Annotated in this window: 21 protein-coding genes; 3 read left to right on the top strand and 18 right to left on the bottom strand. The window is 65.4% G+C overall.

Going from position 1 to position 21,490, the window contains the following annotated elements; translation table 11 throughout:
• Nucleotides 1–30 precede the first annotated feature (30 nt).
• Nucleotides 31–489: a DUF6428 family protein gene (locus LJY25_RS20020; RefSeq protein ID WP_227610251.1), complete on the bottom strand. Its 459-nt coding sequence runs from the start codon at nucleotides 487–489 to the stop codon at nucleotides 31–33.
• Nucleotides 490–517: 28 nt separating this feature from the next.
• Nucleotides 518–868 (bottom strand): ArsR/SmtB family transcription factor, encoded by a 351-nt coding sequence (locus tag LJY25_RS20015; protein ID WP_227610250.1) that lies wholly within the window; start codon nucleotides 866–868, stop codon nucleotides 518–520.
• 105 nt (nucleotides 869–973) lie between these two features.
• Between LJY25_RS20015 and LJY25_RS20010 the strand changes: the two genes are divergently transcribed.
• Entirely contained in the window at nucleotides 974–1,615 is a 642-nt protein-coding gene (locus LJY25_RS20010; RefSeq protein WP_227610249.1) for a hypothetical protein, read from the top strand.
• 100 nt (nucleotides 1,616–1,715) lie between these two features.
• Here LJY25_RS20010 and LJY25_RS20005 read toward each other — a convergent pair whose 3' ends face one another.
• The 7 genes from LJY25_RS20005 to LJY25_RS19975 all read right to left on the bottom strand — a co-directional run bounded on the left by LJY25_RS20005 (nucleotide 1,716) and on the right by LJY25_RS19975 (nucleotide 10,187).
• Entirely contained in the window at nucleotides 1,716–2,138 is a 423-nt protein-coding gene (locus LJY25_RS20005) for a hypothetical protein (protein ID WP_227610248.1), read from the bottom strand.
• A gap of 42 nt (nucleotides 2,139–2,180) precedes the next feature.
• On the bottom strand, nucleotides 2,181–3,632 hold the full coding sequence (locus LJY25_RS20000) for an efflux RND transporter periplasmic adaptor subunit (RefSeq protein ID WP_227610247.1): 1,452 nt from the start codon (nucleotides 3,630–3,632) through the stop codon (nucleotides 2,181–2,183).
• A complete protein-coding gene (locus LJY25_RS19995) occupies nucleotides 3,625–5,067 on the bottom strand; it encodes an efflux RND transporter periplasmic adaptor subunit (protein WP_227610246.1) in 1,443 nt (480 codons plus the stop codon). Before LJY25_RS19995 ends, LJY25_RS20000 begins: the two co-directional genes overlap by 8 nt.
• Nucleotides 5,045–6,346, bottom strand: coding sequence for a TolC family protein (locus tag LJY25_RS19990; RefSeq protein WP_227610245.1), 1,302 nt, complete (start codon nucleotides 6,344–6,346; stop codon nucleotides 5,045–5,047). Before LJY25_RS19990 ends, LJY25_RS19995 begins: the two co-directional genes overlap by 23 nt.
• A 37-nt stretch (nucleotides 6,347–6,383) precedes the next feature.
• The gene (locus tag LJY25_RS19985) at nucleotides 6,384–8,276 is read right to left on the bottom strand and encodes an efflux RND transporter permease subunit (protein ID WP_227610244.1); all 1,893 of its coding nucleotides are present in this window, start codon (nucleotides 8,274–8,276) and stop codon (nucleotides 6,384–6,386) included.
• Nucleotides 8,269–9,624: an efflux RND transporter permease subunit gene (locus LJY25_RS19980; protein ID WP_227610243.1), complete on the bottom strand. Its 1,356-nt coding sequence runs from the start codon at nucleotides 9,622–9,624 to the stop codon at nucleotides 8,269–8,271. The genes LJY25_RS19985 and LJY25_RS19980 overlap by 8 nt, the downstream gene beginning before the upstream one ends.
• 167 nt (nucleotides 9,625–9,791) lie before the next feature.
• Nucleotides 9,792–10,187, bottom strand: coding sequence for an HYC_CC_PP family protein (locus tag LJY25_RS19975; RefSeq protein ID WP_227610242.1), 396 nt, complete (start codon nucleotides 10,185–10,187; stop codon nucleotides 9,792–9,794).
• A gap of 293 nt (nucleotides 10,188–10,480) precedes the next feature.
• Between LJY25_RS19975 and LJY25_RS19970 the strand changes: the two genes are divergently transcribed.
• Nucleotides 10,481–11,428, top strand: coding sequence for a lipid A deacylase LpxR family protein (locus LJY25_RS19970; protein ID WP_227610241.1), 948 nt, complete (start codon nucleotides 10,481–10,483; stop codon nucleotides 11,426–11,428).
• A 53-nt stretch (nucleotides 11,429–11,481) separates the two neighbouring features.
• Here LJY25_RS19970 and LJY25_RS19965 read toward each other — a convergent pair whose 3' ends face one another.
• On the bottom strand, nucleotides 11,482–12,333 hold the full coding sequence (locus LJY25_RS19965; RefSeq protein WP_227610240.1) for a murein L,D-transpeptidase catalytic domain family protein: 852 nt from the start codon (nucleotides 12,331–12,333) through the stop codon (nucleotides 11,482–11,484).
• Between the two features lie 146 nt (nucleotides 12,334–12,479).
• On the opposite strand from LJY25_RS19965, the gene LJY25_RS19960 reads away from it, so the two are divergent.
• The gene (locus tag LJY25_RS19960; protein WP_227610239.1) at nucleotides 12,480–12,926 is read left to right on the top strand and encodes a hypothetical protein; all 447 of its coding nucleotides are present in this window, start codon (nucleotides 12,480–12,482) and stop codon (nucleotides 12,924–12,926) included.
• A 190-nt stretch (nucleotides 12,927–13,116) separates the two neighbouring features.
• Here LJY25_RS19960 and LJY25_RS19955 read toward each other — a convergent pair whose 3' ends face one another.
• The 8 genes from LJY25_RS19955 to LJY25_RS19920 form a co-directional block, all read right to left on the bottom strand.
• Nucleotides 13,117–13,830: a DUF305 domain-containing protein gene (locus LJY25_RS19955; RefSeq protein WP_227610238.1), complete on the bottom strand. Its 714-nt coding sequence runs from the start codon at nucleotides 13,828–13,830 to the stop codon at nucleotides 13,117–13,119.
• Between the two features lie 73 nt (nucleotides 13,831–13,903).
• Nucleotides 13,904–14,632, bottom strand: coding sequence for a DUF305 domain-containing protein (locus LJY25_RS19950; protein WP_227610237.1), 729 nt, complete (start codon nucleotides 14,630–14,632; stop codon nucleotides 13,904–13,906).
• A gap of 12 nt (nucleotides 14,633–14,644) precedes the next feature.
• Nucleotides 14,645–16,066: a dihydrolipoyl dehydrogenase gene (gene lpdA / locus LJY25_RS19945; protein WP_187317313.1), complete on the bottom strand. Its 1,422-nt coding sequence runs from the start codon at nucleotides 16,064–16,066 to the stop codon at nucleotides 14,645–14,647.
• Nucleotides 16,067–16,112: 46 nt separating this feature from the next.
• Nucleotides 16,113–17,009, bottom strand: a complete 897-nt coding sequence (locus LJY25_RS19940; protein ID WP_187317312.1) for a cation diffusion facilitator family transporter — start codon at nucleotides 17,007–17,009, stop codon at nucleotides 16,113–16,115.
• Nucleotides 17,006–19,258 (bottom strand): heavy metal translocating P-type ATPase, encoded by a 2,253-nt coding sequence (locus LJY25_RS19935; protein ID WP_227610236.1) that lies wholly within the window; start codon nucleotides 19,256–19,258, stop codon nucleotides 17,006–17,008. Before LJY25_RS19935 ends, LJY25_RS19940 begins: the two co-directional genes overlap by 4 nt.
• A 48-nt stretch (nucleotides 19,259–19,306) precedes the next feature.
• Nucleotides 19,307–19,921, bottom strand: coding sequence for a hypothetical protein (locus LJY25_RS19930; RefSeq protein ID WP_187317310.1), 615 nt, complete (start codon nucleotides 19,919–19,921; stop codon nucleotides 19,307–19,309).
• Nucleotides 19,922–19,926: 5 nt separating this feature from the next.
• Nucleotides 19,927–20,256 (bottom strand): YnfA family protein, encoded by a 330-nt coding sequence (locus LJY25_RS19925; RefSeq protein ID WP_227610235.1) that lies wholly within the window; start codon nucleotides 20,254–20,256, stop codon nucleotides 19,927–19,929.
• Between the two features lie 43 nt (nucleotides 20,257–20,299).
• A complete protein-coding gene (locus LJY25_RS19920) occupies nucleotides 20,300–21,478 on the bottom strand; it encodes an efflux RND transporter periplasmic adaptor subunit (protein WP_187317308.1) in 1,179 nt (392 codons plus the stop codon).
• Between the last annotated feature and the right edge of the window lie 12 nt (nucleotides 21,479–21,490).

Here is a 21,490-nt window from a genome sequence, read left to right as displayed (position 1 = left end):
CGGGGAGGGCAGCGCCGTTTCGTTGGGCGTTTAGCAGCACCCGCCGCCGGGCGTGCAGGCCATCTGCAGCTGCGGCAGGGCGAACGGCTGCGCGTCGGGAATGCCGCAGGCATCCTGCGCCAGGCAGGCCGTCTGCTTCGGAGTCAGCACGAAGTCGGTGCCATCGAACAGCAACCCAAACTTGCCAATCGTGGCTTGCTGGTACTCCACTTCAATGTCCAGGTCCTCGCTGCCCAAAATGCGCTCCGACAGGTTGAGGATGTGCAGGAATTTCTGCGGGGCCAGGCGGTGGTCGTAGTCGCCGGCCTCCCAGAGTTGGAAGTTGGCCACGGTCTCGCGACGCTCGGTGCCGCCGCAGTCTATAAAGTGCTTGCTGACCAGGCCCACTTCGGTCACGTGGAAATGGGAAGGGAGGTGCTCCCCGCTGGGCAGGCGGAAGTTGACGGCTTCCAGGCCGGCCAGGGTCTGCTTCATTTCGGAGATTTTCATGGGGCAGGGGATTAGGTAAAAAAGGGAATTAGCAGCCGCAGGCCTCATCCGGCCCACAGGCCGCGCCGGCCGTCGCCTCGATGAAGAAGCCGGTGAATTGCTGGTGCACCTGCTTGAGCAATTCGGTATTGAGGCAGTAGCATACCGTCACACCCTCAATCTCCCCGCGTATCAGGTCTAGCGCCTTGAGTTCCTGTAGGTGCTGAAACACTGTGGTGCGCGAGAGCGGCAGCTCGGCGGCGATGTCCCCGGAGATGCAGGTCTGCTTGCTGGCCAGAAACTGAATGATGGCCACCCGCGCCGGGTGCGCCAGGGCCTTGGCCACGCGGGCCAGCTGCTGTTGCTCTTGCGTGAAAGCGGCGGTTTTGGCGTAGGTCATAACGAAGGGCGGGAATATGTCGCAAATATACGGCATTAAATGTCGTAAGTTTGCGACATAGATTCTTTTTCTCCTACCCCGTCCCTTTACAGCCGCTTGGCCGCCATGAAAAGCTGCTTGCTGTTTCTGCTCGCGTTGCTGTGCACCGTGCCCCTGCTCGCGCAGCACGCCGCGTCGGTGCCGTTTCAAGGCCCGACCCCGGGCTTTCACCAGACGCACCCCGGGCAGATACTCTTCAGCTCCACCGCGGTTCCCGTGGCTGGCCTCCCGGGCGCGGGGTACATTGGCCTGAGCACGCATGCCTTTGGTCCCCACAGCAGGCTGTACTTCACTGCTTTTATGGGGTCGTCCCTCACCCAGGCCCTGCACCGCCTGGCGCCCCATCTACCCGTGCAGGAGTTGGCTCGCACCGGCACCTACCAGTTCAGCTTTTACGTCGACAAGCAACTAATATACCTCGCCAACCTGCCTGTAGAGGCCGTTTCCGCGGACAGCCGGAAACACGATACGGTGCTGCACCAAGCGTTGGTGAACCCCGGGGCGTCCACGGTTGGTTGGGGGCAACAGCTGTGGTACCGGTTTCTGTCCAACGGCGGCGTAAGAGCCCTGGCGAAAGGGCAGCACCTGCTGCGACTGGAAATCCGGCCCTACTTCCAAGACCGGGCCGTACGGGACGCGCCGGTGCTCGCCGCCGGTCAGGTCGCCCTCGATGTAACTGCTCCCGTTGCTGCCAAACTGTCCCATTAGCCCCACCTGTGCCCGGGCATGGGAGCGGGTAGATTTTAAGAAATAAAGCAGACACTTGTAAGGTCCGTCGGGGCCCCCATGCTTTTTCTTTCGGTTGATGCTAAGCGCTACCGCCGGAAAGTGAAGCGGGTGCAGGGGCCCCCAGCGCCACGTGGCACTGCTCAAACCAGGTGCCGGCCGTGTGTCCGGCCACCAGCGCCCGGGCGTGGGCTACGGCCTCCAGGGTCAGCTGCTGCAACAGCGCTTCCGGGAGGTCCACCACGGGCAGCCCCGTGTCGGGGTGCTCCAGGCGCGTCATGCCCGCCACCCGGTACACCGTCCGGCAGGAGGCGCTGAGTAGAAAGCGGGAAGTTTCTTCTTCCAGGTAGCGGATGCCAACGGTAATGTCCAGGGTCTGGCCATCCTCCGGCACGCGGTTGAGCACTTCGAGCTGAAAGTGAATCGGAACCGCTTCCGGAGCGACGTACTCCGAGTTGTAGTTGAAGTCGTTGAGCCGGATGGATTGGACTTGCGCGTGGACCATAACAGAAAGCTTAGGGGAAAAGAACCTTGACAGGGCCGGCAGCTACATTTTCATGTTGGGGTCCATGCCCGCCATGGGGTCAGTGCCCTGGTACAGCGCGTACTCGCTTTCCAGCAGGTAGGCGCCGCTGACTACCACCTGCGCGCCCGCCTCCACCCCGCCGGTGATGGCCACGGTCTCGTCGGTTTCGGTGCCCGTGCTGACTTTTAGGCGGCGGAAGCGCCCGGTCGCGTCCACCTGCTGCCAGACGTAGCTGCCGCGGCTGTCGCGCAGCACCGCATCCTGGGGCAGCGTGAGGGATTGCGCCGTTGCGGTGGGGCTCCGACTTGGTAGGCGCACGTTGGCCTGCATGCCCGGCTGCAGCCGTCCGCCGGGGTTGGCCAGTTGCACGCGCAGCAGCGTCACTTTGCTGTTGGCTTGCCGCTCGGGGCTGAGAAAGACCACCCGGCCGGAGTAGGTGTCGGGCAGCCCAACGACCTGTACCTGTACCGACTGGCCCGTCGCGACGCCGGCCACTTCTTCGGGGTAGAGCTGGGCCTCGACCCAGACCGAGGACAGGTTGGTGAGCGAAACCAGTAACGTACCCTCGCCCACGTACTGGCCTTCCGTGACGCCCACGGCCTGCACCAGGCCCGCCTGCGGGCTATAGAAGGTCAGCGACGCAGTCGGCCAGCCCGAAGCGGCCAGGGCGCGCAGCTGGCCCTCGGTCATGCCCAGCAGCCGCAGCCGCTGGCGGGCACTGGCCACTAGGCGGCCGTACTGGTTCCCGCCCGGGCCCCCGGCCCGCTGCTGAGCCAGGCTGAGCACGTATTCCTGCTGCAGGGCCTGCAGCAGCTCGCTGTAGATGGACACCAGCGGGGCGCCCGCCTGGATAGATTCGCCGGTCTGGCGCACAAACAGCCGCTCGACGCGTCCGGCCACCCGGCTGCTCACCGTGCGGGTTTGGTTGGCATCGGCGGTAATAGTGCCCGTGAGCACGGTGCTGCCAGTGCTGCTGCCAGCTCCACCCAGCGAGGCCACGCGGATGCCCGCGAGCTGTTGCTGTTGCGCACTCAGCATCACCTCCGGCGCGGCGGCTACCGTACCGGCAGGAGCTTTTGTCGCTGGAGCGGCTTTGGTCGCTTTCACGAGGTCCATGCTGCAAATGGGGCACTTGCCGGGCTGCTCCCGGCTAATCTGGGGGTGCATCGGGCAGGTGTAGTGCGTGAGGGCTGCCGAGCCGGCCTTGGCCGCTACGGGCTGAGCGGGCGCCCCCTGCTTGGTCGCTTTGACCAAATCCATCGTGCAGATGGGGCACTTTCCCGGCTCGTCGCGCACGATTTGCGGGTGCATGGGGCAGGTGAAGTAGCTGCTGGTGCCATCATGGGCATGGGCGTCCTCGGGCGCGGCTTTCTGGCAGGCACTGGCCCCGAGGGTCAGCAAACCGGCCAGCAGCGCGAAGGGCAGCAGCCGTCCCCGGGTCCAGCGAGTGAGCAGGTTAAACAACTTATTCATCGCGGTAGTCGGTTTTGGTTGAGGTCGAGGTGGGAGCCTGGCTGGGCGTCGGGGTTCGGGCGGTTTGCACAAACCCTTCGCTGTCCACCAGAAACTGGGCGTTGGTGGCCACGGCATCCTGCGCGCTCACGCCCTGCAGGATTTGAACCCGCTCGGCACTGCGGCGGCCAGTCTGCACCGGCATGGCCTGGAAGGCCCCGTTGCGGCGCACGAAGGCCACCTCGCGGTTGCCCAGGTCCACCACCGCGGCCCGGGGCAGCCACAGCCCGCCCGTAGCCGGCTCGCTGACGGTGCCCGTGAGCAGGGCGCCGCTGCGCAGCCGCCCGTCGGCATTGTTGAGGTGCACCCGCACGGCCCCGGTGCGGGCCCCTTCGCGGAAGGAGGGCTCGATGAGGTCGATGCGCGCCGATACTGCCCGGGCTGGGTTGTTTTCGGGCCGCACCCGGATGGTTTGCCCCACTTGCAGGGCGGCCAGCTCGTCGGGCCGGGGCTCGAACACGCCCCACACCTGCCGGGTGTTAACCACCCGAAACAAGGTCTGGCCGGCCGTGACGTAGGCACCTTCGGTCAAGGCCAGCCCGGCTTCGACTGGCATGGGTGCCGCGGCGGCCGGAGCACTGCTGGCAGCGCCGCCCCCGCCCATGGGGTCGCCACCGCTACCGCCCCCAGCCGGAGCTGGGACCGGTGGCAAGGCGGTCCCTGGCTGTGCGGGCTGCTCCACCACGTACCCGGAATAGGGACTGTAGATGGCCACGCTATAGATGGGTTTGCCGGTGGCAGTGGTGCGGTTGATTTGCGCATCTGTCAGGCCCAACAGGCGCAGCTTCTGGCGGGCGCCCCGCAGCAGGGTGGTGTTCTGCGCGTCGTGGGTGCGAATGAACAGCAGCTCCTGCTGGGCCGTCACCAGCTCGGGGCTGTAGACTTCGAGCAGCTTCTGGCCCTTGGTGACGGGCTGGTAGTTGTAGCGCACGAGCAACTTTTCGACGCGCCCGCCGAAACGGGCGGCAATGACTTCGGCGCGGCGCGTGTCGTACTCCACCCGGCCGTTCAGCGTGAGCGTGAGGTTGGGCGCGCCGGCGGTGGGGTACACGGTGGCCTGAGTGGAAACCACCGTGGCGTCGGGCGAGCGCAGCAGGTTCTGCAAGCTCGCGCTGGCCGGGGCCTGGGCGCCGCCCGCCGTGGGCTTTTTCACCAGGGCCATGCCGCAAACGGGGCAGTCGCCCGGCTTATCCCGAATGATTTGCGGGTGCATGGGGCAGGTATACACGTCCCCGGCGGATTCGTGGTTGTGCGTGTCCACAGCCGCGGCCTCCGCCGTGTTGCCAGCGTCCGCCGAGGTTTTGTCTGACTGGCAAGCACCCAGCAGTAAAGCCAGTGGCAGGGCCACCAGCCCGAGCCGCGCCCGCCGCGGGCTATTGTTCCAGCTCTTTTTCATATGCAATTTGCTGGGTGAGTTGTTGTTGCAGGTTGTCGAGGTATTCGAGTCGGGTGCGCTTGAGCGTGGTCCAGGCTTCGAGCACCTGAAACAGCTGGCCGGTATTCTGCTCGTAGGCCAGCATGGTGGCCTGGTAGCTGCGGCGCAGGGCCGGCAGGATGCGCCGCTCGTAGGCGCGGGTCTGCTCCTGACGCAGCGCCAGGTCGGTTTGCAGGCTGGCCAGCCGGCCGCTGGCTTCGTTGAGCACTTCTTCGCGCTGCTTGCGCAGGGCCTGGGCCTCGAAGCCCAGCGCAGCCGTGTTGGCCTTGTACTCACGAGCGGCCCACGGGGCCAGCGGAATGGTGACCATGCCCATCACGCTGAACTGATTGGGCGTTGTTCCGATGCCGCGCATGTGGTCGTAGCGCACGCCGAAGTCGGGCCGGCGGCGGCTGGCCTCCAGGTCCTGGCTCAGGCGCACGGTGGTCAGGGCCCGGTCCAGGCTGCGAACGTCGCTGCGCCGGCCGGCCAGCGCGGCCGTATCGGCCGGGGCCAGGGCGAGCGAGGTGGCGGTTAAAACCGTCGTGTCCACGGCAAAGGCTTCGCCGCGGGGCCGGTTCATGAGCGTGTTGAGGGCAATCTGGTTTTGCGTGGCCCGGGCATCGGCCTGCCGGTGGTCGTTGAGGTGCATTTCCAGCCGGGCCTTGGCGTCGTAGATGTTAGGTAGCGTGGCTTGGTTGTAGGGGTAGCGCGCTTCGGCCAGCTTGATGAGGAAGCGCAGCAGCGCTTCGTTTTCGTCGAGCACGGCCAGCTTTTTGGTAAGCACGGCCTGTTCCACGTACAGGGTTTTGGCCTGGGCGCGCAGCTGCACCACGGCGTTTTGCTGGTCGGCCTGCACCACGGCCGCCTGGCTGCTCAGGTAGGCCCGGCGGGCGCGCTGCTTGGCCGGGTTGGGCAGCATCTGCTCCACCGACACCATCTGCATGCCCTCGCCCTGCCCGTTGTTCATTTCCTTGATGGGGCGCTGGTTGTAGGGCGTCATCCAGTAGCCGGCGCTGAGCTTGGGCGCTTCCCAGCTGCTGGCGCCGGCCACGGCGGCCTGCTTGGCCTGGGCTTGGTAGGCGTACTGCTGCACGGCGGGGTTGCCGCGCTCCACGCGCTGCAGAACCGAATCGAGCGGCAGCACCGGGCCGCTGGGGGCCGCCAGGTGCATGTCCTTGGTCATCTTTTGGCCGTGGGCCAATTGTGGAACCGCTGCCAGCAGGCCGGCGGCCAACGAGAAATTAAGCCAGTGTTTCATGGGATGAAGGGGCCGGAACCACTGCCCGGCACGGGGGCTAGTGGGAGACTTCGAGAACATCAATTTTTCCGAATTTGCGCAGCTCGTATTCCTTGGTGTACAAGAAGATGAGCGGCGTGACGAGCAGAATGTGGGTGGCCGAAGTGAACACCCCGCCTATCATGGGCAGCACGATGGGCAGCATCACGTCCGAGCCCGTGCCGGTGGCCCAGAGCACCGGCACCAGGCCGAACAAGGACACCGAGACGGTCATTAGCTTGGGCCGCAGGCGCTTGGCCGCGCCGTGGAACACGGCCTCCTGCAAATCCTCTTTGGTGATGGTTTCCCGGGAATTGCCCTTTTCGGCTACCAGCCGCTGCATGGCGTCGTTGAGGTAGATGACCATGATGACGCCCGTTTCCACGGCCAGCCCGAACAGGGCAATGAAGCCCACGGCCACGGCCACCGACAGATTTACCCCGTAGAAATACACCATGTAGGCCCCGCCAATCAGGGCGAAGGGAATGGTGATAAGGCTCATGAACGCCTCCCGCACGGAATGAAAGGCGAAGTACAGCGCCCCAAAAATCACAATGAGCACCAGCGGCAGAATCAGCTTGAGCGTGCGCTGCGAGCTAATCAGGTTTTCGTACTGCCCGCTCCACTCCAGGTAGTAGCCCTGGGGCAGCTGCTTTTCCAGGCTTTGCAGCTTTTGCATGGCGTCGTTCACGGTGCTGCCCAGGTCGCGGCCCCGCACGTTGAAGAGCACGGCGCCCCGCAGCTGCGCGTTTTCCGAGCTTATCATCGGCGGCCCCTCGGCGTAGCGGATGGTGGTGACGGCCGAGAGCGGCACCGGGCCGAAGCCCGCGCTCTGGATGGGGATGCGCCGGAGGTCGGCCAGGCTGTTGCGGTAATCCTGGGCCAGGCGCACGTTGATGGCGAAGCGGCGCCGGCCCTCCACGGTGCTGGCGATGGGCGCCCCGCCGATGGCCGATTCCACCACCTCGTTCACCTGGTCCACGGTCAGGCCGTAGCGGGCTAGCTCCGGGCGGTTCATCTCGATTTCAAGGTACTTGCCGCCCGTCACGGGCTCCACGTACAGGTCTTCCACGCCGGGCACGCCTTTGAGGGCCGCATTGACCTGGTTGGACACCTGGTTGATGGTGCCCAGGTTCTGGCCGTAAACCTTCACGCCCACGTCGGTGCGGATGCCGGTGCTCAGCATGTTGATGCGGTTGATGATGGGCTGGGTCCAGCCGTTGACCACGCCCGGAATCTGGAGCTTGCCGTTCATCTCGTCAATGAGCTTGGCCTTGGTCATGCCGTCGCGCCACTGGTCGCGGGGCTTGAGCAGGATGATGGTTTCAATCATGTTGATGGGCGAGTTGTCGGTGGCCGTGCTGGCCCGGCCGGCCTTGCCGAGCACGCTCAGCACCTCGGGCACCTGCTTGATGATTTTGTCCTGCACCTGCAGGATGCGCTTCATCTCCGTGTTCGACACATCGGGCTGGGCCACGGGCATGAACAGGATGGAGCCTTCGTTGAGCGGGGGCATGAACTCGGTGCCCAGACTCATGACCAGGGGAATGCTGACGAGCAGCGCCAGCACGTTGATGGCCAGCGTAGTTTTGCGCCAGCGCATCACCCAGTGCAGCATCGGCGAGTAGATGCGCTCCAGGAAGCGGTTGAGCGGGTTCTGGTCCTCGGTTTTGAACTTGCCTTTCAAAAAAATGGAGATGAGCACCGGCGCCAGCGTCACGGCCAGGATGGCGTCGATGATGAGGATGAAGCTCTTGGTCCAGGCCAGCGGGTGAAAGAGCTTGCCCTCCTGCCCGGTGAGCAGGAACACCGGGAAAAAGGAGGTGACGATGATGATGGTCGAGAAGAAAATGCCCCGCGACACCTGCTTGCTGGAGGACTCGATGATTTCGAGCCGCTTTTGGTTATCCATGGGAAACGGGGGTTGAGGGTGAAGAGTCGCCGGCAGCTTGCGTTGGCGTGGCCGTACCGGTATCCGGCGGGCCGCCAGCGACCTCGCTGGCCTGGTACTCGGCCAGGTTACGGTAGGCGTTTTCGGTCATCACGATGCCGTTGTCGACGATGACGCCGATGGCCAGGGCAATGCCGGTGAGCGACATGATGTTGGAGGAAATGTCGAAGGCGTTGAGCAGGATGAAGCTCGTGGCGATGGTAATCGGAATCTGAATCAGGATGCTCAGGGCGCTGCGCCAGTGGAACAGAAACAGCAGCACGACCAGCGACACCACCACCATTTCCTCGATGAGCGTGTGCTTGATGGAGTCCACCGAGTCCTGAATCAGCCCGCTGCGGTCGTACACCAGCTGGAACGAGACGCCCGGGGGCAGGCCGGCCCGGATTTGCTCCATCTTGGCTTTCACCCGCGTTATCAGGACGTCGGCGTTTTCGCCGTAGCGCATCACCACGATGCCGCCCACGGCCTCGCCCTCGCCGTTCAGGTCCATGATGCCCAGGCGGGCCTCACCGGTCATCTGCACCGTGGCCACGTCCTTGATGCGCACCGGCGTGGTGCCCCGGGTGATGACGGGCACGTTTTCCAGCGTGGCCATATCCTGGATGTAGCCCGTCGTTTTGATGATGTAGCCCACGCCCGACTGCTCGAACTTGCGCCCGCCGGCCTCGTTGTTGTTGCTGCGCACCGCCGCCAGCACCTGCGGCAGCGTGAGGCCGTAGTAGGTCATTTTGGTGGGGTCCACCGTCACCTGGTACTGCTTCTGGAAGCCGCCGAAGGAAGCTACCTCGCTCACGCCGGGCACGTTTTGCAGGCCAAACTTCACGTACCAGTCCTGCAGGGCGCGCTGCTCTCCCAAATCCAGGCCGGGGGCTTTCAAAGTGTACCAGAGCACGTGGCCCACGCCGGTGCCGTCGGGCCCCAACGTGGGCGTTACGCCGGCCGGCAGCAGGCGCTGGGCGTAGTTGAGGCGCTCCAGAACCCGCTCGCGGGCCCAGTAGATGTCGGCGTCGTCCTCGAAAATGAGGAACACGAAGCTCATGCCAAACATGGACGTACCGCGCACGGACTTGACCTTGGGCAGCCCTTGCATGTTGGTCACCAGCGGGTAGGTCACCTGGTCTTCCAGGATTTGGGGGCTGCGGCCCATCCACTCGGTGAACACGATGACCTGATTTTCGGACAGGTCAGGGATGGCGTCGATTTTACTCGTGCGCACCGAGTAGGCGCCCCAGGCAAATAGGCCGGCCGCGAGCAGCAGCACAAGCCAGCGGTTCCGCAGGGAAAGGGTTATGAGTCGCTCAATCATAATCTGATTAGCAGCAAGAGGATAGAAGGGCGGCGCCAGGCCGGAAACCCTTAACAGGGACGTCGGCGGGGCGGACAGCCTGGATACGAGGGCCTGCCGCTCGGCAGCGGGCAAGCCAAAAAGCCCCGCGGCCAACTGGCTAGGGGAAACGGGGAGCAACCCGAACGCTAAATCAGAAAGGCGTGCCCTCGCACGTAGGCCGGGCAATCGGGCGGCGGGGCCGCGTGGGCCACGAGTTTGCTCGCGGGCTCATCAGCCGGGTAAGCAAGCTGCGTCAGCTGCCACACCAGCGGCAACAGGCCCGCTTCGGGCGCCACGGCGGGTGCCTGCAGCAGGAAGTGGGTAGTCGTGAGCTTGAGGTCCTTGGCCGCGCTGACCACTTCCTGGTCGTGGCAGCAGCCGCAGTCCGGCGCGCCCGTGTCCTGGCAGCAGCAGTGCTTGTCGGCATCGGCCGTGACCGTTACCGCCGTCAGGGCCTGCCCGCAGAAGTGCATGCTGTACACCAGCCCGGGGCTGGACAGCAGGTAGCTAAAGAGCAGAAACAGGCTGACGTAGCGTTTCAAAGGAGGAATGGGTGGGCCGGGCCCGTAGCAACAACAAAGGTACGCGGCCCGGTGAGCGGGAGTTTTACAGAATCCGGCCCAGGGGTTGCATAATTTCTCGTTTGCTCAGGCTATAGGTTCTCTGCATTGCAAAGCCTGCTCCTGTTTGTGGAAGGCAGCTTTTAGTGGAAAGAAAGCGAGTTTCAAGCGTTGTGATGCGCGCACCGGGAACCCAAAGGCAGGAGTAAGCGCGTAGGTTACCCATCCCACTAGCATTCCACATGGTTTTCAGAGCCTGCCCGACATTGCTTTGCGTGCTTGCCCTGGGCAGCGCCTCCGCCCAAAACCAATCCGACAGCGTCCGGGTCAGCACCGACCACCTCATCGGCTACTCGTTTGCCAACGACGCCTTTCTGCGCACGGATTATTACTTCACCCAGGGCATGACGCTGCTGCTGGTCAGCCCCGCGTTGCGGCACTCCCCAGCCAACCGCCTCCTCGGGCCCGTACCGGCGGGGAGCCTGCTGCACCACGGTATCCAGCTGCACTACGACGGATTCACCCCGCTGCGCATCCAAGATGCCTTCATTCGCCGGAGCGACCGGCCCTACGCCTCCTACCTCTACGCCGACCTGCTGCGCGTGGCCACGCACCCCGGCCGCCGGCTGCGGGTAACCACGGCCCTGAACGTGGGCGTTCTGGGGCCGGCGGCCGGGGCCAAAGGCTTTCAAACCAAGTTTCACGAGCTGCTGGGAGCTCCTACGCCGCGCGGCTGGGACTACCAAGTGCAAACCGACGTGGTGCTGGGCTACGAAGCGCGGCTGGAAAAGCAGCTGCTGGCCCTGGGGCAGGTAGCTGAGCTTAACGGGGCCGCCACCGCCTCGCTAGGGACGTTGCAAACCTATGCGGCTGCGGGCACGACCCTGCGCGTGGGGTTGCGCCCGCCCACGTACGGGAGCCTGGGCGTTGCCAACCGGGCCAATCGAACGAGCCAGCGGCGCGTGCAGGCCTACGGGCAGGTGCAGGTGGAGGGGCGCCTGGTGGGCTACAACGCCACGCTGCAGGGCGGCCTGCTCAACCGCCGCAGCCCTTACGTGCTGCCGGCTTCGGCCGTGCGTCGGACGGTGGCCCGGAGCACGGGCACGGTGGGACTGGGCTACGCGGGAGTACGCGTGGAATCGGCGCTGACCTTGATTTCGCCGGAGTTCACGGGCGCCCGCACCCACCGGTGGAACACCATCAGCATCCTCGTGGCCTTTTAAATTCCCTGACGCTATCGGAAGCAAGCGGGGCAGCTTTTGCGAGGGGTGACTCCCTACGACACGCCGCCCAATGCCGCACTGGCCGCCTGTTCGTCCAGGTACGGAGAGGCATAGCCCGCATCCGACTTGTTGATGAACAGGGCCGCGCCGCCTTGCAGGCTGTCGATGATGGGCAGGTACTGGTCCAGGGGCAGGGCCGGGCAGCCCTGGCTGCGCCCTAGCCGCCCGGTTTGCTTGATGACCGCCTCGCTGACGTACTCGGCCCCGTGCACCACGATGGCGCGGGCGGCGGCGTTGGAGTTGAAACCCTCGTCCAGGCCCTGGAGCCGCAGCGAGCGGCCGTGCTTGCCCACGTAGGTGCTGCCCGTGACGTAAAAGCCCAGGCTGCTCATGTGGCTGTCCGGGGTGTTGGAGAACTGGGTGGCTTCCCGCTGGCCGGTTTTGTTGCCGTGGGCCACCAGCGTGCGAAACAGCACCTTGTTGGCAGCCAAATCCAGCACCCAAAGCCGCTTTTCGGTGGAGGGCAGGTCAAAATCAATCACCGCCAGGCGCTCTGACGCGGCCGGGGCCTTGCCTTGTTGGCGCAGGTTGAGGTAGCCGGTCAGGGCCTGCTCAAACACGGCAAACCGCAAGCCTTGCTGCTGCGCGCCCAGGGCTTTGTAGCGCCGGCGAACCAGCGTATCAAATGCAGCTACGTGGCCCGGGGATGAAACCGAATCTGCCGCGGGAGCGGCAACGGGCGCACTCACCCGCAGGGGCGCCGTGGCCTGACCGGGCCCCGCCACCGACGGGGTGATGGGGGCCGAGCAGGACGTCGTCAGCAGCAGGCCAGTTAAAGCGGGCAGGGTCAGCCCGACCCAGCCGGACCGTTGCCGCCAACGATGACGATTGAAGTTGATTTTCATGCTGGAGGTAGTGAAAGCAGACAGAGCGGTTAGCTCTAATCCAAAAAGCACACCAGGTTTTGCGTGGGAAGCGTCGAAATGATGCGTTTCTTTACCACACGCGTCCCGTTTTATCGCGGCCCATGACCACCTCCAACTCTGCCCGTGTGAGCAAGCTTCCCCTGGAAAAGACGCCCACCCAGCTCTTCGATTTGCTGGTGGAACTGCTGCTGGCCGAGGAAATGCCGCAACCCGTCGTGGCCCGGCGCCTCCAACCCTTTATCGCGGCGGCGCGCCTGGTCCCCGAGCAGCTGGGCCGCACGTACTACATCATGCAGGGGCCTTATGGCCAGCTGACGGCCACGTTTGAAAAGCCGTCGTTCCGGCTCTACCAGGTGACGGCTCGCCTGGTGCCGGCGGCCTATGCTCAGATAAAGGAGCATGCCCGGGCCCTGCCGGCTGGCCCCGCTTGGGCGAGCCGCTGGGAAAACAAGTGGCTGGGGCTGTGGCCGCGGCTGGTGGTCAGCTCGAACGGCACGGTTCGGAAAAGCGTCAAGGCCCGCTTTCTAGGGCTGCTGCCGAAGCAAAAATTCATCGTGCTGACCCGCGGATAGCCCGCACCGGTCCCGGGCTATTGCCCGTAAAACTGGCCCAGCAGGACCAGCACGCCGACGAAGAGGTAGATGCCCAGGCGTTGCAGCTTCAGGGCGGGCTTATGGTGTTCACACATGCCGGCCTAACAGCGCGGGGCGGGCTTCCGTTGCATACCGGGCCGCTCCCTTTCGTTTATTCCCGCAAAAAAGCTTACCGGGCCTTGGCGGGATGCTGCTGGAGCCACGCCCGAACCTGGTCTATCTCCCGCTGCTGGTCAATCAGGATGAGGTAGGCAGTTTTTTTGAGCGCTTCGTCGCGGCCCAGCTCCAACTCGGCCCGGGCCAGGGTAATGGAGTTTTCGTGGTGCGGAATCAACAAGGTCGCGTAGTCACGGTCGATGTCGCCCGTACCGGCGTCCTGCCGCTGCCCCTCGCTTTTTACCGGCAGCCCCGGCCGGCTGGTGTCGTCGGCGAGGGAGCGGTGCGCCGCCGGGTGCAGGCCCTTGGTGGCCGCTTCCAGCAGTTCGGCCAGCTGGTGGGACTGGGAGGTATGTTCGGGGTAGGTGGGCGGCTGGCTGAGAATGCGCTCAATGGCCGAGTCCAAGCCGGGAATCAGCCGCTGGTGCGCTTGGTGAATGTCGCGGGCCAGGGCGCGCAGCGTGGCGTCCCGCCCGTGCTGCAATTCCAGGGCCGACATGGACACCGCAGCCTGGTGGTTTTCCCGCATGAGCCGGGCAAAGTACACGTCCAGGTTGTCGGTGCGCGGCAGGGCTTGGGAGTGCTCATCCATGGTGTGCAGGGCCTGCATCATGGTGGAGGGCACCTGCGCCATGTGCGCGTCCTGCGTCTCGTCGGTTTTGCGGCCGCAGCCACTCAGCAGCAGTCCTAGGAGCGACAGGACCGCGGCGAGTTTGAAAACAGACAAAGCGGGGGCAAACATGGCCGGAAGATAAGCTGGGGAAAGGCTGGAAATGAGGGAAAGGCAGTTTGGGCCGGGTTTAGTTGGTCACCCCGGCGGGGTTGCTTTTCAGCCAGCGCTGAAATTGCTTGATTTCCTGCTGCTGGTCGCGCACGATGCGCCGGGCCGCATCACGCAGCTCGGCGTTGCGGCCAAACGCCAGCTCCGCCTGGGCCAGGGCTACGCCGCTGCGGTGGTGCAGCTCCATCAGAGTGGCAAAGTCGGCGTCGGGGCTGCCGGGCAGAGTCGGCACCTGGCGCAGGGGGGCCAAGGCCGCCGCAATGCGGCGCACGAACGGGTCTTTGGCGTTGCCCGGCCGGTACTCCTGCCCGGCGGGCGGCTCGCGTTTGAGAGCCAAGGCGAGCACGTGGGTGTCTTTTTCGTGGCTTTTCACCACGTGCTGGGCCATGGCCCGCAGGGTAGAGTCCTTGCCCCGCGAGATTTGCACGGCCGCCAGGCGCTGGGCCCCGGCGTGGTGCACAATCATCAGGCTGGCAAAGTCTTCGTCCCAGCAGCCGATGCGCCGCACGGCATCCAACTGGCGGACCATGAGCTGCAGGGAGTCGGCCAGATTCGGAGGCGCGACCGGGACCGGAGCAGGCCGGGGCTTGTCGTGTATGTCGGCTTCGTGGGCCGCTGAGTCGGTGGGCTCGGAGTTGCAGCCGCTCACGGCCAGGGCCACGAGCAGGGCCGCGAGCAAACGCGCCCCGTCGCACTGGAAGCGGCGGAGCAGGGTGCCGGGGAATGGGGCAAGCAGGTTGGAAGGCATGGCAAGCGGGAGTTACATGTTTAAGGCCCCGATGCCCGCCGCGTTCAGGCTCGCTTCTTTGAAGGCTTCGGCGTAGGTGGGGTGGGCGTGCGACATGATGCCCACGTCCTCGGCCGACCCGCGGAAGCTCATCACGGCTACGGCTTCGGCAATAATGTCGGCGATGCGGGCGCCTATCATGTGCACGCCCAGGATTTCGTCGGTGCCGGCGGCGGTGAGCACCTTCACCAGCCCCTCCGTATCGGCCCCGGCCAAAGCCCGCCCCGAGGCGGAGTAGGGAAAGGTGCCCACCTTGTAGGCGGTGCCACTTTCCTTGAGCTGCTCTTCGGTGTAGCCCACGCCGGCTACTTCGGGCCAGGTGTAGACCACCCCCGGAATGAGCAGGTAGTTGACGTGGGGCTGGTGGCCGGCAATGCGCTCGGCCACGAACACGCCCTCGTCGGAGGCTTTGTGGGCCAGCATGGCCCCGCGCACCACATCGCCTAGGGCCCAGATGCCGGGCACGTTGGTTTGCAGCTCGTCGTTGACTTTTACGCGGCCCTTCTCGTCCAGCTCCACGCCGGCCGCGGCCAGGTTCAGGCCGTCGGTGTAGGGCCGGCGACCCACCGACACCAAGCAGTAGTCGCCTGCCAGCTGCAAGTCGGCGCCGCCGGCCGCCGGGGTAGCTGTCAGCTTCACCGTCTCTCCTTCCCGCGTCACGGCCGTGACCTTGTGGGAGAGGTAAAACGCCAGCCCCTGCTTTTTAAGGGAACGCAGCAGCTCCTTGCCCAGGGTGCGGTCCATGGTCGGGATGATGGCGTCGGTGTATTCCACCACCGACACCTGGCTGCCCAGCCGGGCGTACACCGACCCGAGCTCCAGGCCAATAACGCCGCCGCCCACGATAATCAGGTGCTTCGGCAGCTCACGCAGCGCCAGCGCCTCGGTGCTGGTGATGATGCGCTCCTTGTCCAGGGTGATGAAGGGCAGGGTGCTGGGTTTGGAGCCGGTGGCAATGATAATGTTCTTGGCCGTCAGCTGCTGCCCTTCCCCACCGCCCCCGTCGCTGGGCGCCACCTGCACGGTGGTAGCGTCGACAAACGAGGCCACGCCTTGAATGACGTCCACCTTGTTTTTCTTCATCAGGTACACCACGCCGTCGCACACCTTGCTTACTATCTGGTCCTTGCGCGCCATCAGGCGAGGTAAATCGGCGCGCAGGTTGTCGGCGTCGATGCCGTGCTCGGCAAACTGGTGGGTGGCTTTCTGGTAGAGCTCGGTGGATTCGAGCACGGCTTTGCTGGGGATGCATCCCACGTTGAGGCAGGTGCCGCCCAGGGTGGGGTACTTCTCGATAATGGCCGTTTTCAGGCCTAGCTGGCCGCAACGGACGGCCGCGATGTAGCCGCCGGGGCCGGAGCCGATGATGAGAACGTCGTAGGAAGCTGCGGACATGAGCGGAGTTGGAGCGAGTGAAGGGTGGGAAAGCAGTGGTAGTGTTCTACAGGTGAGTTTCGTGTTGGGCGAAGTCGCCGCGTTCCACCTGAATGGTAGCGTGCTGCACGGCGTGCTTACCGGTCACGTAGGCGTGGGCGCGGGCCAGCACGTCGTCGTGGGTGGCACCCTCGGCCAGCACCACGTGGGCGCTGAGGGCGTTGACGCCCGAGGTGAGCGACCAGGCGTGCAGGTCGTGCACAGCCGCCACGCCCGGCTCGGCCAGCAGGCCCTGGCGCAGGGCTTCCAGGTTCACCTCGGCCGGGGTGCCTTCCAGCAGCACGCCCACGGCCTCCTTGAGCAGGGTCCAGGTGCGCGGCAGAATGAACAGGCCGATAAGGGCCGAGAGCAGCGGGTCGGCGTAGTACCAGCCGGTGGTGAGCATGATGATGCCCGCCGCGATGACGCCGATGGAGGTGAGCATGTCCGAGAGTACCTCGAAGTAGGCGCCTTTCATGTTCAGGCTCTCGTCTTTGCCCTGGCGCAGCAGGTACATGCAGTACAGGTTGATTACTAACCCCGCCCCGGCAATCCAGAGCATGGAGGTGCTTTCGACCTTGGGCGGGTCCAGAAAGCGGAAATAGGCCTCGTAGAGAATGTAGAGCGAAATCAGGATGAGCACCACCGCGTTGGTGAGGGCCGCCAGGATTTCAAAGCGGTAGTAGCCGTAGGTTTTCTCCGGGGTGGCCGGCTTTTCGGCGAAACGGATGGCCAGCAGGGCCAGCCCCACGCCGGCCACGTCGGTGAGCATGTGGCCGGCGTCGGCCAGCAGGGCCAGGCTGCCAGTGAGGTAGCCGCCGATGACTTCGGCCACCAGGTAGGCCAGCGTTAGGAAAAACACGATGGTCAGCTGGCGCTTGTTGCGCGAAGCGGCACTGCCGCTCATGCCGTGGGCCCCGCTCATGCTGATGGACCGGAATGATGGTGCGGGCCTTCGCGCAGCTCGCGGGGCATGGACTCAACGACCGACAGGTTTTTCTGGGCCAGTGGGGCAGCAGGCGCAGCCGGTGGCGTACCGCCCGTGCCAGGCGTGGCGTAGTCCATGCGCTGGATGCGCACGGCGTTGAGAATGGCCAGCAAGGCCACGCCTACGTCGGCAAACACGGCTTCCCACATGGTGGCCAGGCCGCCGGCGCCGAGGATGAGCACGATGCCCTTCACGATAAAGGCCAGCCAGATGTTCTGCCACACCACCGAGTGGGTGGCGCGGGCAATGCGCCGGGCGGTGGCAATCTTGCTGGGGTGGTCGGTCTGAATGACGACGTCGGCCGTTTCGATGGTGGCGTCGGAGCCCAGGCCGCCCATGGCAATGCCCACGTCGGCCAGCGCTACCACGGGGGCATCGTTCACCCCATCGCCCACGAAGGCCAGCTTGCGGCCCGCGTCCTTGTATTCCTGCACGTAGCGGGCCTTGTCTTCGGGCAGCAGCCCGCCGTGGGCCTCGTCAATGCCCAGCTCCTTGGCCACGCGCTGGGTGATGCTGTCCTTGTCGCCGGAGAGCATCACGATTTTGGTGATGCCGTCGGCGCGCAGCTCCTGAACCGTGCGGGCGGCGTCCTCTTTGGGTGAGTCGGCCACGGTGACGTAGCCGGCGTACTTGCCATCCACAGCCGCCACCACGATGCTGTCCAGAATCTGGTCAACTTCAGTAGGATAAGGCACGCTGAATTTGGTCAGCAGCTTGGTGTTGCCGGCCAGCACGTCTTTGCCGTCCACTTTACCGCGCATGCCGTGGCCGGAAATCTCCTCCACACTTTCCACCGAAACGCCCTGCGCCGCAGCGCCCACGTGCAGCACTACGGCCTTGGCAATGGGATGGGTCGATTTGGTTTCCAGCGCGCCCACCAGCCGCAGCAGTTGCTCCGGGGTGGTGCCGGCGGCCGGCTGCACCTGCTGCACGGCAAACACGCCCTGGGTTAGCGTGCCGGTTTTGTCCATGACCACCGTGTCGAGCTCGCGCATCACGTCCAGGAAGTTGGACCCTTTGAAGAGAATGCCGGCCTTGGAGGCAGCGCCGATGCCGCCGAAGTACCCCAGCGGAATGCTGATGACCAGCGCGCAGGGACAGGAAATAACCAGAAACACCAGCGCCCGGTAGAGCCAGGTACGAAACACGTAGTCGTCCACCACGAAGAAGGGCACCAGCACCAGCAGCACCGCCAGGGCCACCACGATGGGCGTGTAGACCTTGGCGAACTTGGTGATGAACTGCTGGGTTTTGGCCTTGCGGCCCACCGCGTCCTGCACCATGGCCAGGATGCGCGCGAGCTTGGTGTCCTTGTAGCCGGCCGTCACGGCCACCTGAATCAGGCTCTCCAGGTTGACCATGCCGGCCAGCACGGCCTCGCCGGCCTGCTTGGTCTGGGGCACGGACTCGCCGGTGAGCGCGGCGGTGTTGAAGGAAGCCGGGCCCTTGGTCAGCGTGCCGTCCAGGGCCACTTTCTCGCCGGGTTTTACCTCGATGGTGTCGCCCACCACCACTTCCTTGGGGTCCAGCACCAGCGGCTGCCCGTTACGGATGACCGTCACTTCGGTGGCTTGAATCTCCAACAGGGCGCGAATGCTGCGCTTGGCGCGGTTCACGGCCGCGTCCTGGAACAGCTCGCCCACGGTGTAAAACAGCATCACGGCCACCCCTTCCGGGTACTCGCCGATAGCGAAGGCGCCGAGCGTGGCGATGCTCATGAGCAGAAACTCGTTGAACACGTTGCCCGAAGGAATGCTGAGCACGGCGGCTTTCATCACCTTCCAGCCCACGAGCAGAAACGCGACCCCATACCAAACCAGGCGCACGTATTTGGTGAAGAAGGCCACGTCGTAGTAGTCCAGGGCCAGGCCCGCCAGCAGCAGGGCCAGGGCCACGCCGGGCCACAGGTACGGATTGGCGCCCGCCGGGCCGTGGTCGTGGTCGTCGCCGCTGCCGTGGTCGTGGCCGGCATGCTCGTCGGCGGCCTGTCCGGCTAGGTCCACCACCTTTTTGCCGGCGGGGTGGTCGTGGTCTTTATGGTCGTGGCCGGGCACGTCGTGGCCTTCGGGGGCGGCGGCGGCTTCGGGCGTAAGCTGGTCGCGGCTCAGGGCGCCCACGTTTTCGAGCTTCGCCTGCTTGGCGGTGTTGAGCTCTTCGTCGGTGTTAGGGGAGGTTGGGTCAGGCATGGGAATAAGAATGTCAGGGGTAAGAGTGAGGTGGCGGGGAGCCCGGGGCTACCAGTCCACGAAAAAGCCGGCCACGCCCACCAGCACGAGCACCGCCCCGGTCAGGCGCCGCTCGTGCTGGGCGAGTCCGTCCACGTTGAGGCGGCCCAGGCCGCGGTGGGCCAGCGCTACCAGCGCGCACATGGCCGACACGGAGGCCAGCAGGTACACGCTCATGAGCAGGGCCAGCGCGGCCGGGCCGTGGGTGCCGGCGGCCAGAAAGAAGGTCTGGATTTCCAGGCAGGGGGCCAGGAACATGGTCGCGGCCAGGCCCAGCACCACGCGCCGGCGCGGCGTACGCTGGCGCACGGGCCGCGGGTCGGGGTGGGTATGGCCGGGCCCGGAAAAGGCGTACAGCACGCCGATGACGATGAGCAGCAGGGGCGCCACCCACCCGGCAAACTGCTCGAAGCGGGCCGAGAGGCGCCAGCCGAGCAGGCCCAGGGCGAGCCCGATGCCCACGGTGCTGAGCACGTGGGCCAGCCCGGCCACCATCGTCACCCCCACCGCCCGCCGCAGGGGCCAGCCCTCGGCGCGCGCTACGGCCAGCACGGGCGCCCAGTGGTTGGGAATGGCGGCGTGCAGCAAGCTGAGCACCAAAGCACCGGTGAGGAGTTCCAGCATACGAGTTAGGGACGGGGCCAGAACAGGATAACGGCCAGCCCGAGCATAATAATCGTCCCGCCCAGCACATCGAACCGGTCGGGCCGGAAGCCGTCGAAGTACCAAGCCCAGGCAATCGACATGACCACGAACACGCCGCCGTACACGGCGTAGGTCTTGCCGAAAGAAGTGAGCTGCCACGTGGCCACCCAGCCGTACGCGACGAGCAGCCCGGCCCCCAGTAGTCCCACCCAGGCCGGACGGTCCGCTTTGAGCCACTGCCACATCAGGTAGCCGCCCCCGATTTCGCAGAGGCCGGCAAGAAAAAACAGGAACAGGGGCTGCAGGTAGCTCATCGGGTGGGATAAGGTGGATTGAACGCGTTTGCCGGCCGCGCGGCTATTCTTCCTCTTCGGCGTTTTTCATCTTGGCCAGCAGCGAGTAGGCGCCGTCCGTGACGAAGGTGGTCGTGGCCGCCACTCCTTCGGGCAGGGTGACTTCGGTGAAGTTGTCCTCGCTGCGGCCCAGGGTTACCGGCACCAGGCGGTAGCGGCCGGCGGCTTCCACGGCAAAGGCGTAGTTCTTGCCCTCGAAGCGGACCAGGGCCGCGTCGGGCAAGGTCGGGGCCTGGGTGCGGCCGGTTTCAATCAGGGCCCGCACGTAGAGGCCGGGCAGCAGGGCGGGGTCGTTTTCCTGGTCCAAATGGCCGTGCACGCGCACCGTGCGGTCCTCGCCAATGGCCTTACCGACCAGGTAGACGCGGGCCGTGCGCTCGCGGCGCGAGCCGGCGGAGTCGCTGGCCAGCGTAAAGCGAATGAGTTGGTTCTTCTGCACCCGGGCCACGTCGCGCTCGAAGACGGTAAGCTCCACGTGCAGGTGCTCAGGGTCCACGATTTCAAACAGGGCATCGGTGGCCGTCACGGCCTGCCCCACCGTGACGTTGACCGTGCGCACGAAGCCCGCCCGCGGGGCACGGAGGCTGGCCGTGGTGACGATGCGCCCACCCACGGGTAGGCCGGCCAACCGCAGCCGGGCCGCCTGGGCGTTGGTTTGCACCTGCAGGGCCCGATAATCGGCCTGGGCGCGCTGGTAGTTTTTCTGGGGGGCTACTTCCTGCTCGTAGAGTTCTTTTTGGCGGGCCAGCTCGGTGCGGGCGTAGTCGAGGCGGGCGCGGGTTTCGAGGTAGTCTTGCTGCAGGGTCACGAACTCGGGGTTGCGGATGGTGGCCAGCACCTCGCCCTTGCGCACGCGGGCCCCCTGCAGCAGCTCCGTATTCTCCACGAAGCCGCCCAGTGGGGCCGTGATGTTGACGGTGCTTTCTGGGGGCACGTCCAGGGTGCCGGTCACGGCCAGCCCTGCGCCCATGGGCCGATCGGTCAGGCGGGCGGTTTTCAGGCCCGCGGCCTGCTGTTCGGCCGCGGAGAGGGTCACCATATCGGAAGCTTCTTCGGCTTCACCGGCTTCACCGGATTCCTGGCCTTTGGCAGCGGGTTCGGCCTCCGCGGTTTCTTTCTTGTCAGCACCGCAGCCGGCCAGGGTTAGGCTGAGCAGCAGGAGTAGGGATGCAATCTTATTCATGGAAATCGGGTC

It is taken from the genome of Hymenobacter translucens, from assembly GCF_020685205.1.
In the GTDB taxonomy this organism is placed as follows: Bacteria; Bacteroidota; Bacteroidia; order Cytophagales; family Hymenobacteraceae; genus Hymenobacter; species Hymenobacter translucens.
Note: the sequence above shows the minus strand (reverse complement) of the source record. Positions and strands in the feature narration are given on the sequence as shown.

Coding starts and splice junctions, on each gene's coding strand:
- LJY25_RS20020 (WP_227610251.1), bottom strand. CDS start 489: ATGAAAATCTCCGAAATGAAGCAGACCCTGGCCGGCCTGGAAGCCGTC.
- LJY25_RS20015 (WP_227610250.1), bottom strand. CDS start 868: ATGACCTACGCCAAAACCGCCGCTTTCACGCAAGAGCAACAGCAGCTG.
- LJY25_RS20010 (WP_227610249.1), top strand. CDS start 974: ATGAAAAGCTGCTTGCTGTTTCTGCTCGCGTTGCTGTGCACCGTGCCC.
- LJY25_RS20005 (WP_227610248.1), bottom strand. CDS start 2,138: ATGGTCCACGCGCAAGTCCAATCCATCCGGCTCAACGACTTCAACTAC.
- LJY25_RS20000 (WP_227610247.1), bottom strand. CDS start 3,632: ATGAATAAGTTGTTTAACCTGCTCACTCGCTGGACCCGGGGACGGCTG.
- LJY25_RS19995 (WP_227610246.1), bottom strand. CDS start 5,067: ATGAAAAAGAGCTGGAACAATAGCCCGCGGCGGGCGCGGCTCGGGCTG.
- LJY25_RS19990 (WP_227610245.1), bottom strand. CDS start 6,346: ATGAAACACTGGCTTAATTTCTCGTTGGCCGCCGGCCTGCTGGCAGCG.
- LJY25_RS19985 (WP_227610244.1), bottom strand. CDS start 8,276: ATGGATAACCAAAAGCGGCTCGAAATCATCGAGTCCTCCAGCAAGCAG.
- LJY25_RS19980 (WP_227610243.1), bottom strand. CDS start 9,624: ATGATTGAGCGACTCATAACCCTTTCCCTGCGGAACCGCTGGCTTGTG.
- LJY25_RS19965 (WP_227610240.1), bottom strand. CDS start 12,333: ATGAAAATCAACTTCAATCGTCATCGTTGGCGGCAACGGTCCGGCTGG.
- LJY25_RS19950 (WP_227610237.1), bottom strand. CDS start 14,632: ATGCCTTCCAACCTGCTTGCCCCATTCCCCGGCACCCTGCTCCGCCGC.
- lpdA (WP_187317313.1), bottom strand. CDS start 16,066: ATGTCCGCAGCTTCCTACGACGTTCTCATCATCGGCTCCGGCCCCGGC.
- LJY25_RS19940 (WP_187317312.1), bottom strand. CDS start 17,009: ATGAGCGGGGCCCACGGCATGAGCGGCAGTGCCGCTTCGCGCAACAAG.
- LJY25_RS19935 (WP_227610236.1), bottom strand. CDS start 19,258: ATGCCTGACCCAACCTCCCCTAACACCGACGAAGAGCTCAACACCGCC.
- LJY25_RS19930 (WP_187317310.1), bottom strand. CDS start 19,921: ATGCTGGAACTCCTCACCGGTGCTTTGGTGCTCAGCTTGCTGCACGCC.
- LJY25_RS19925 (WP_227610235.1), bottom strand. CDS start 20,256: ATGAGCTACCTGCAGCCCCTGTTCCTGTTTTTTCTTGCCGGCCTCTGC.
- LJY25_RS19920 (WP_187317308.1), bottom strand. CDS start 21,478: ATGAATAAGATTGCATCCCTACTCCTGCTGCTCAGCCTAACCCTGGCC.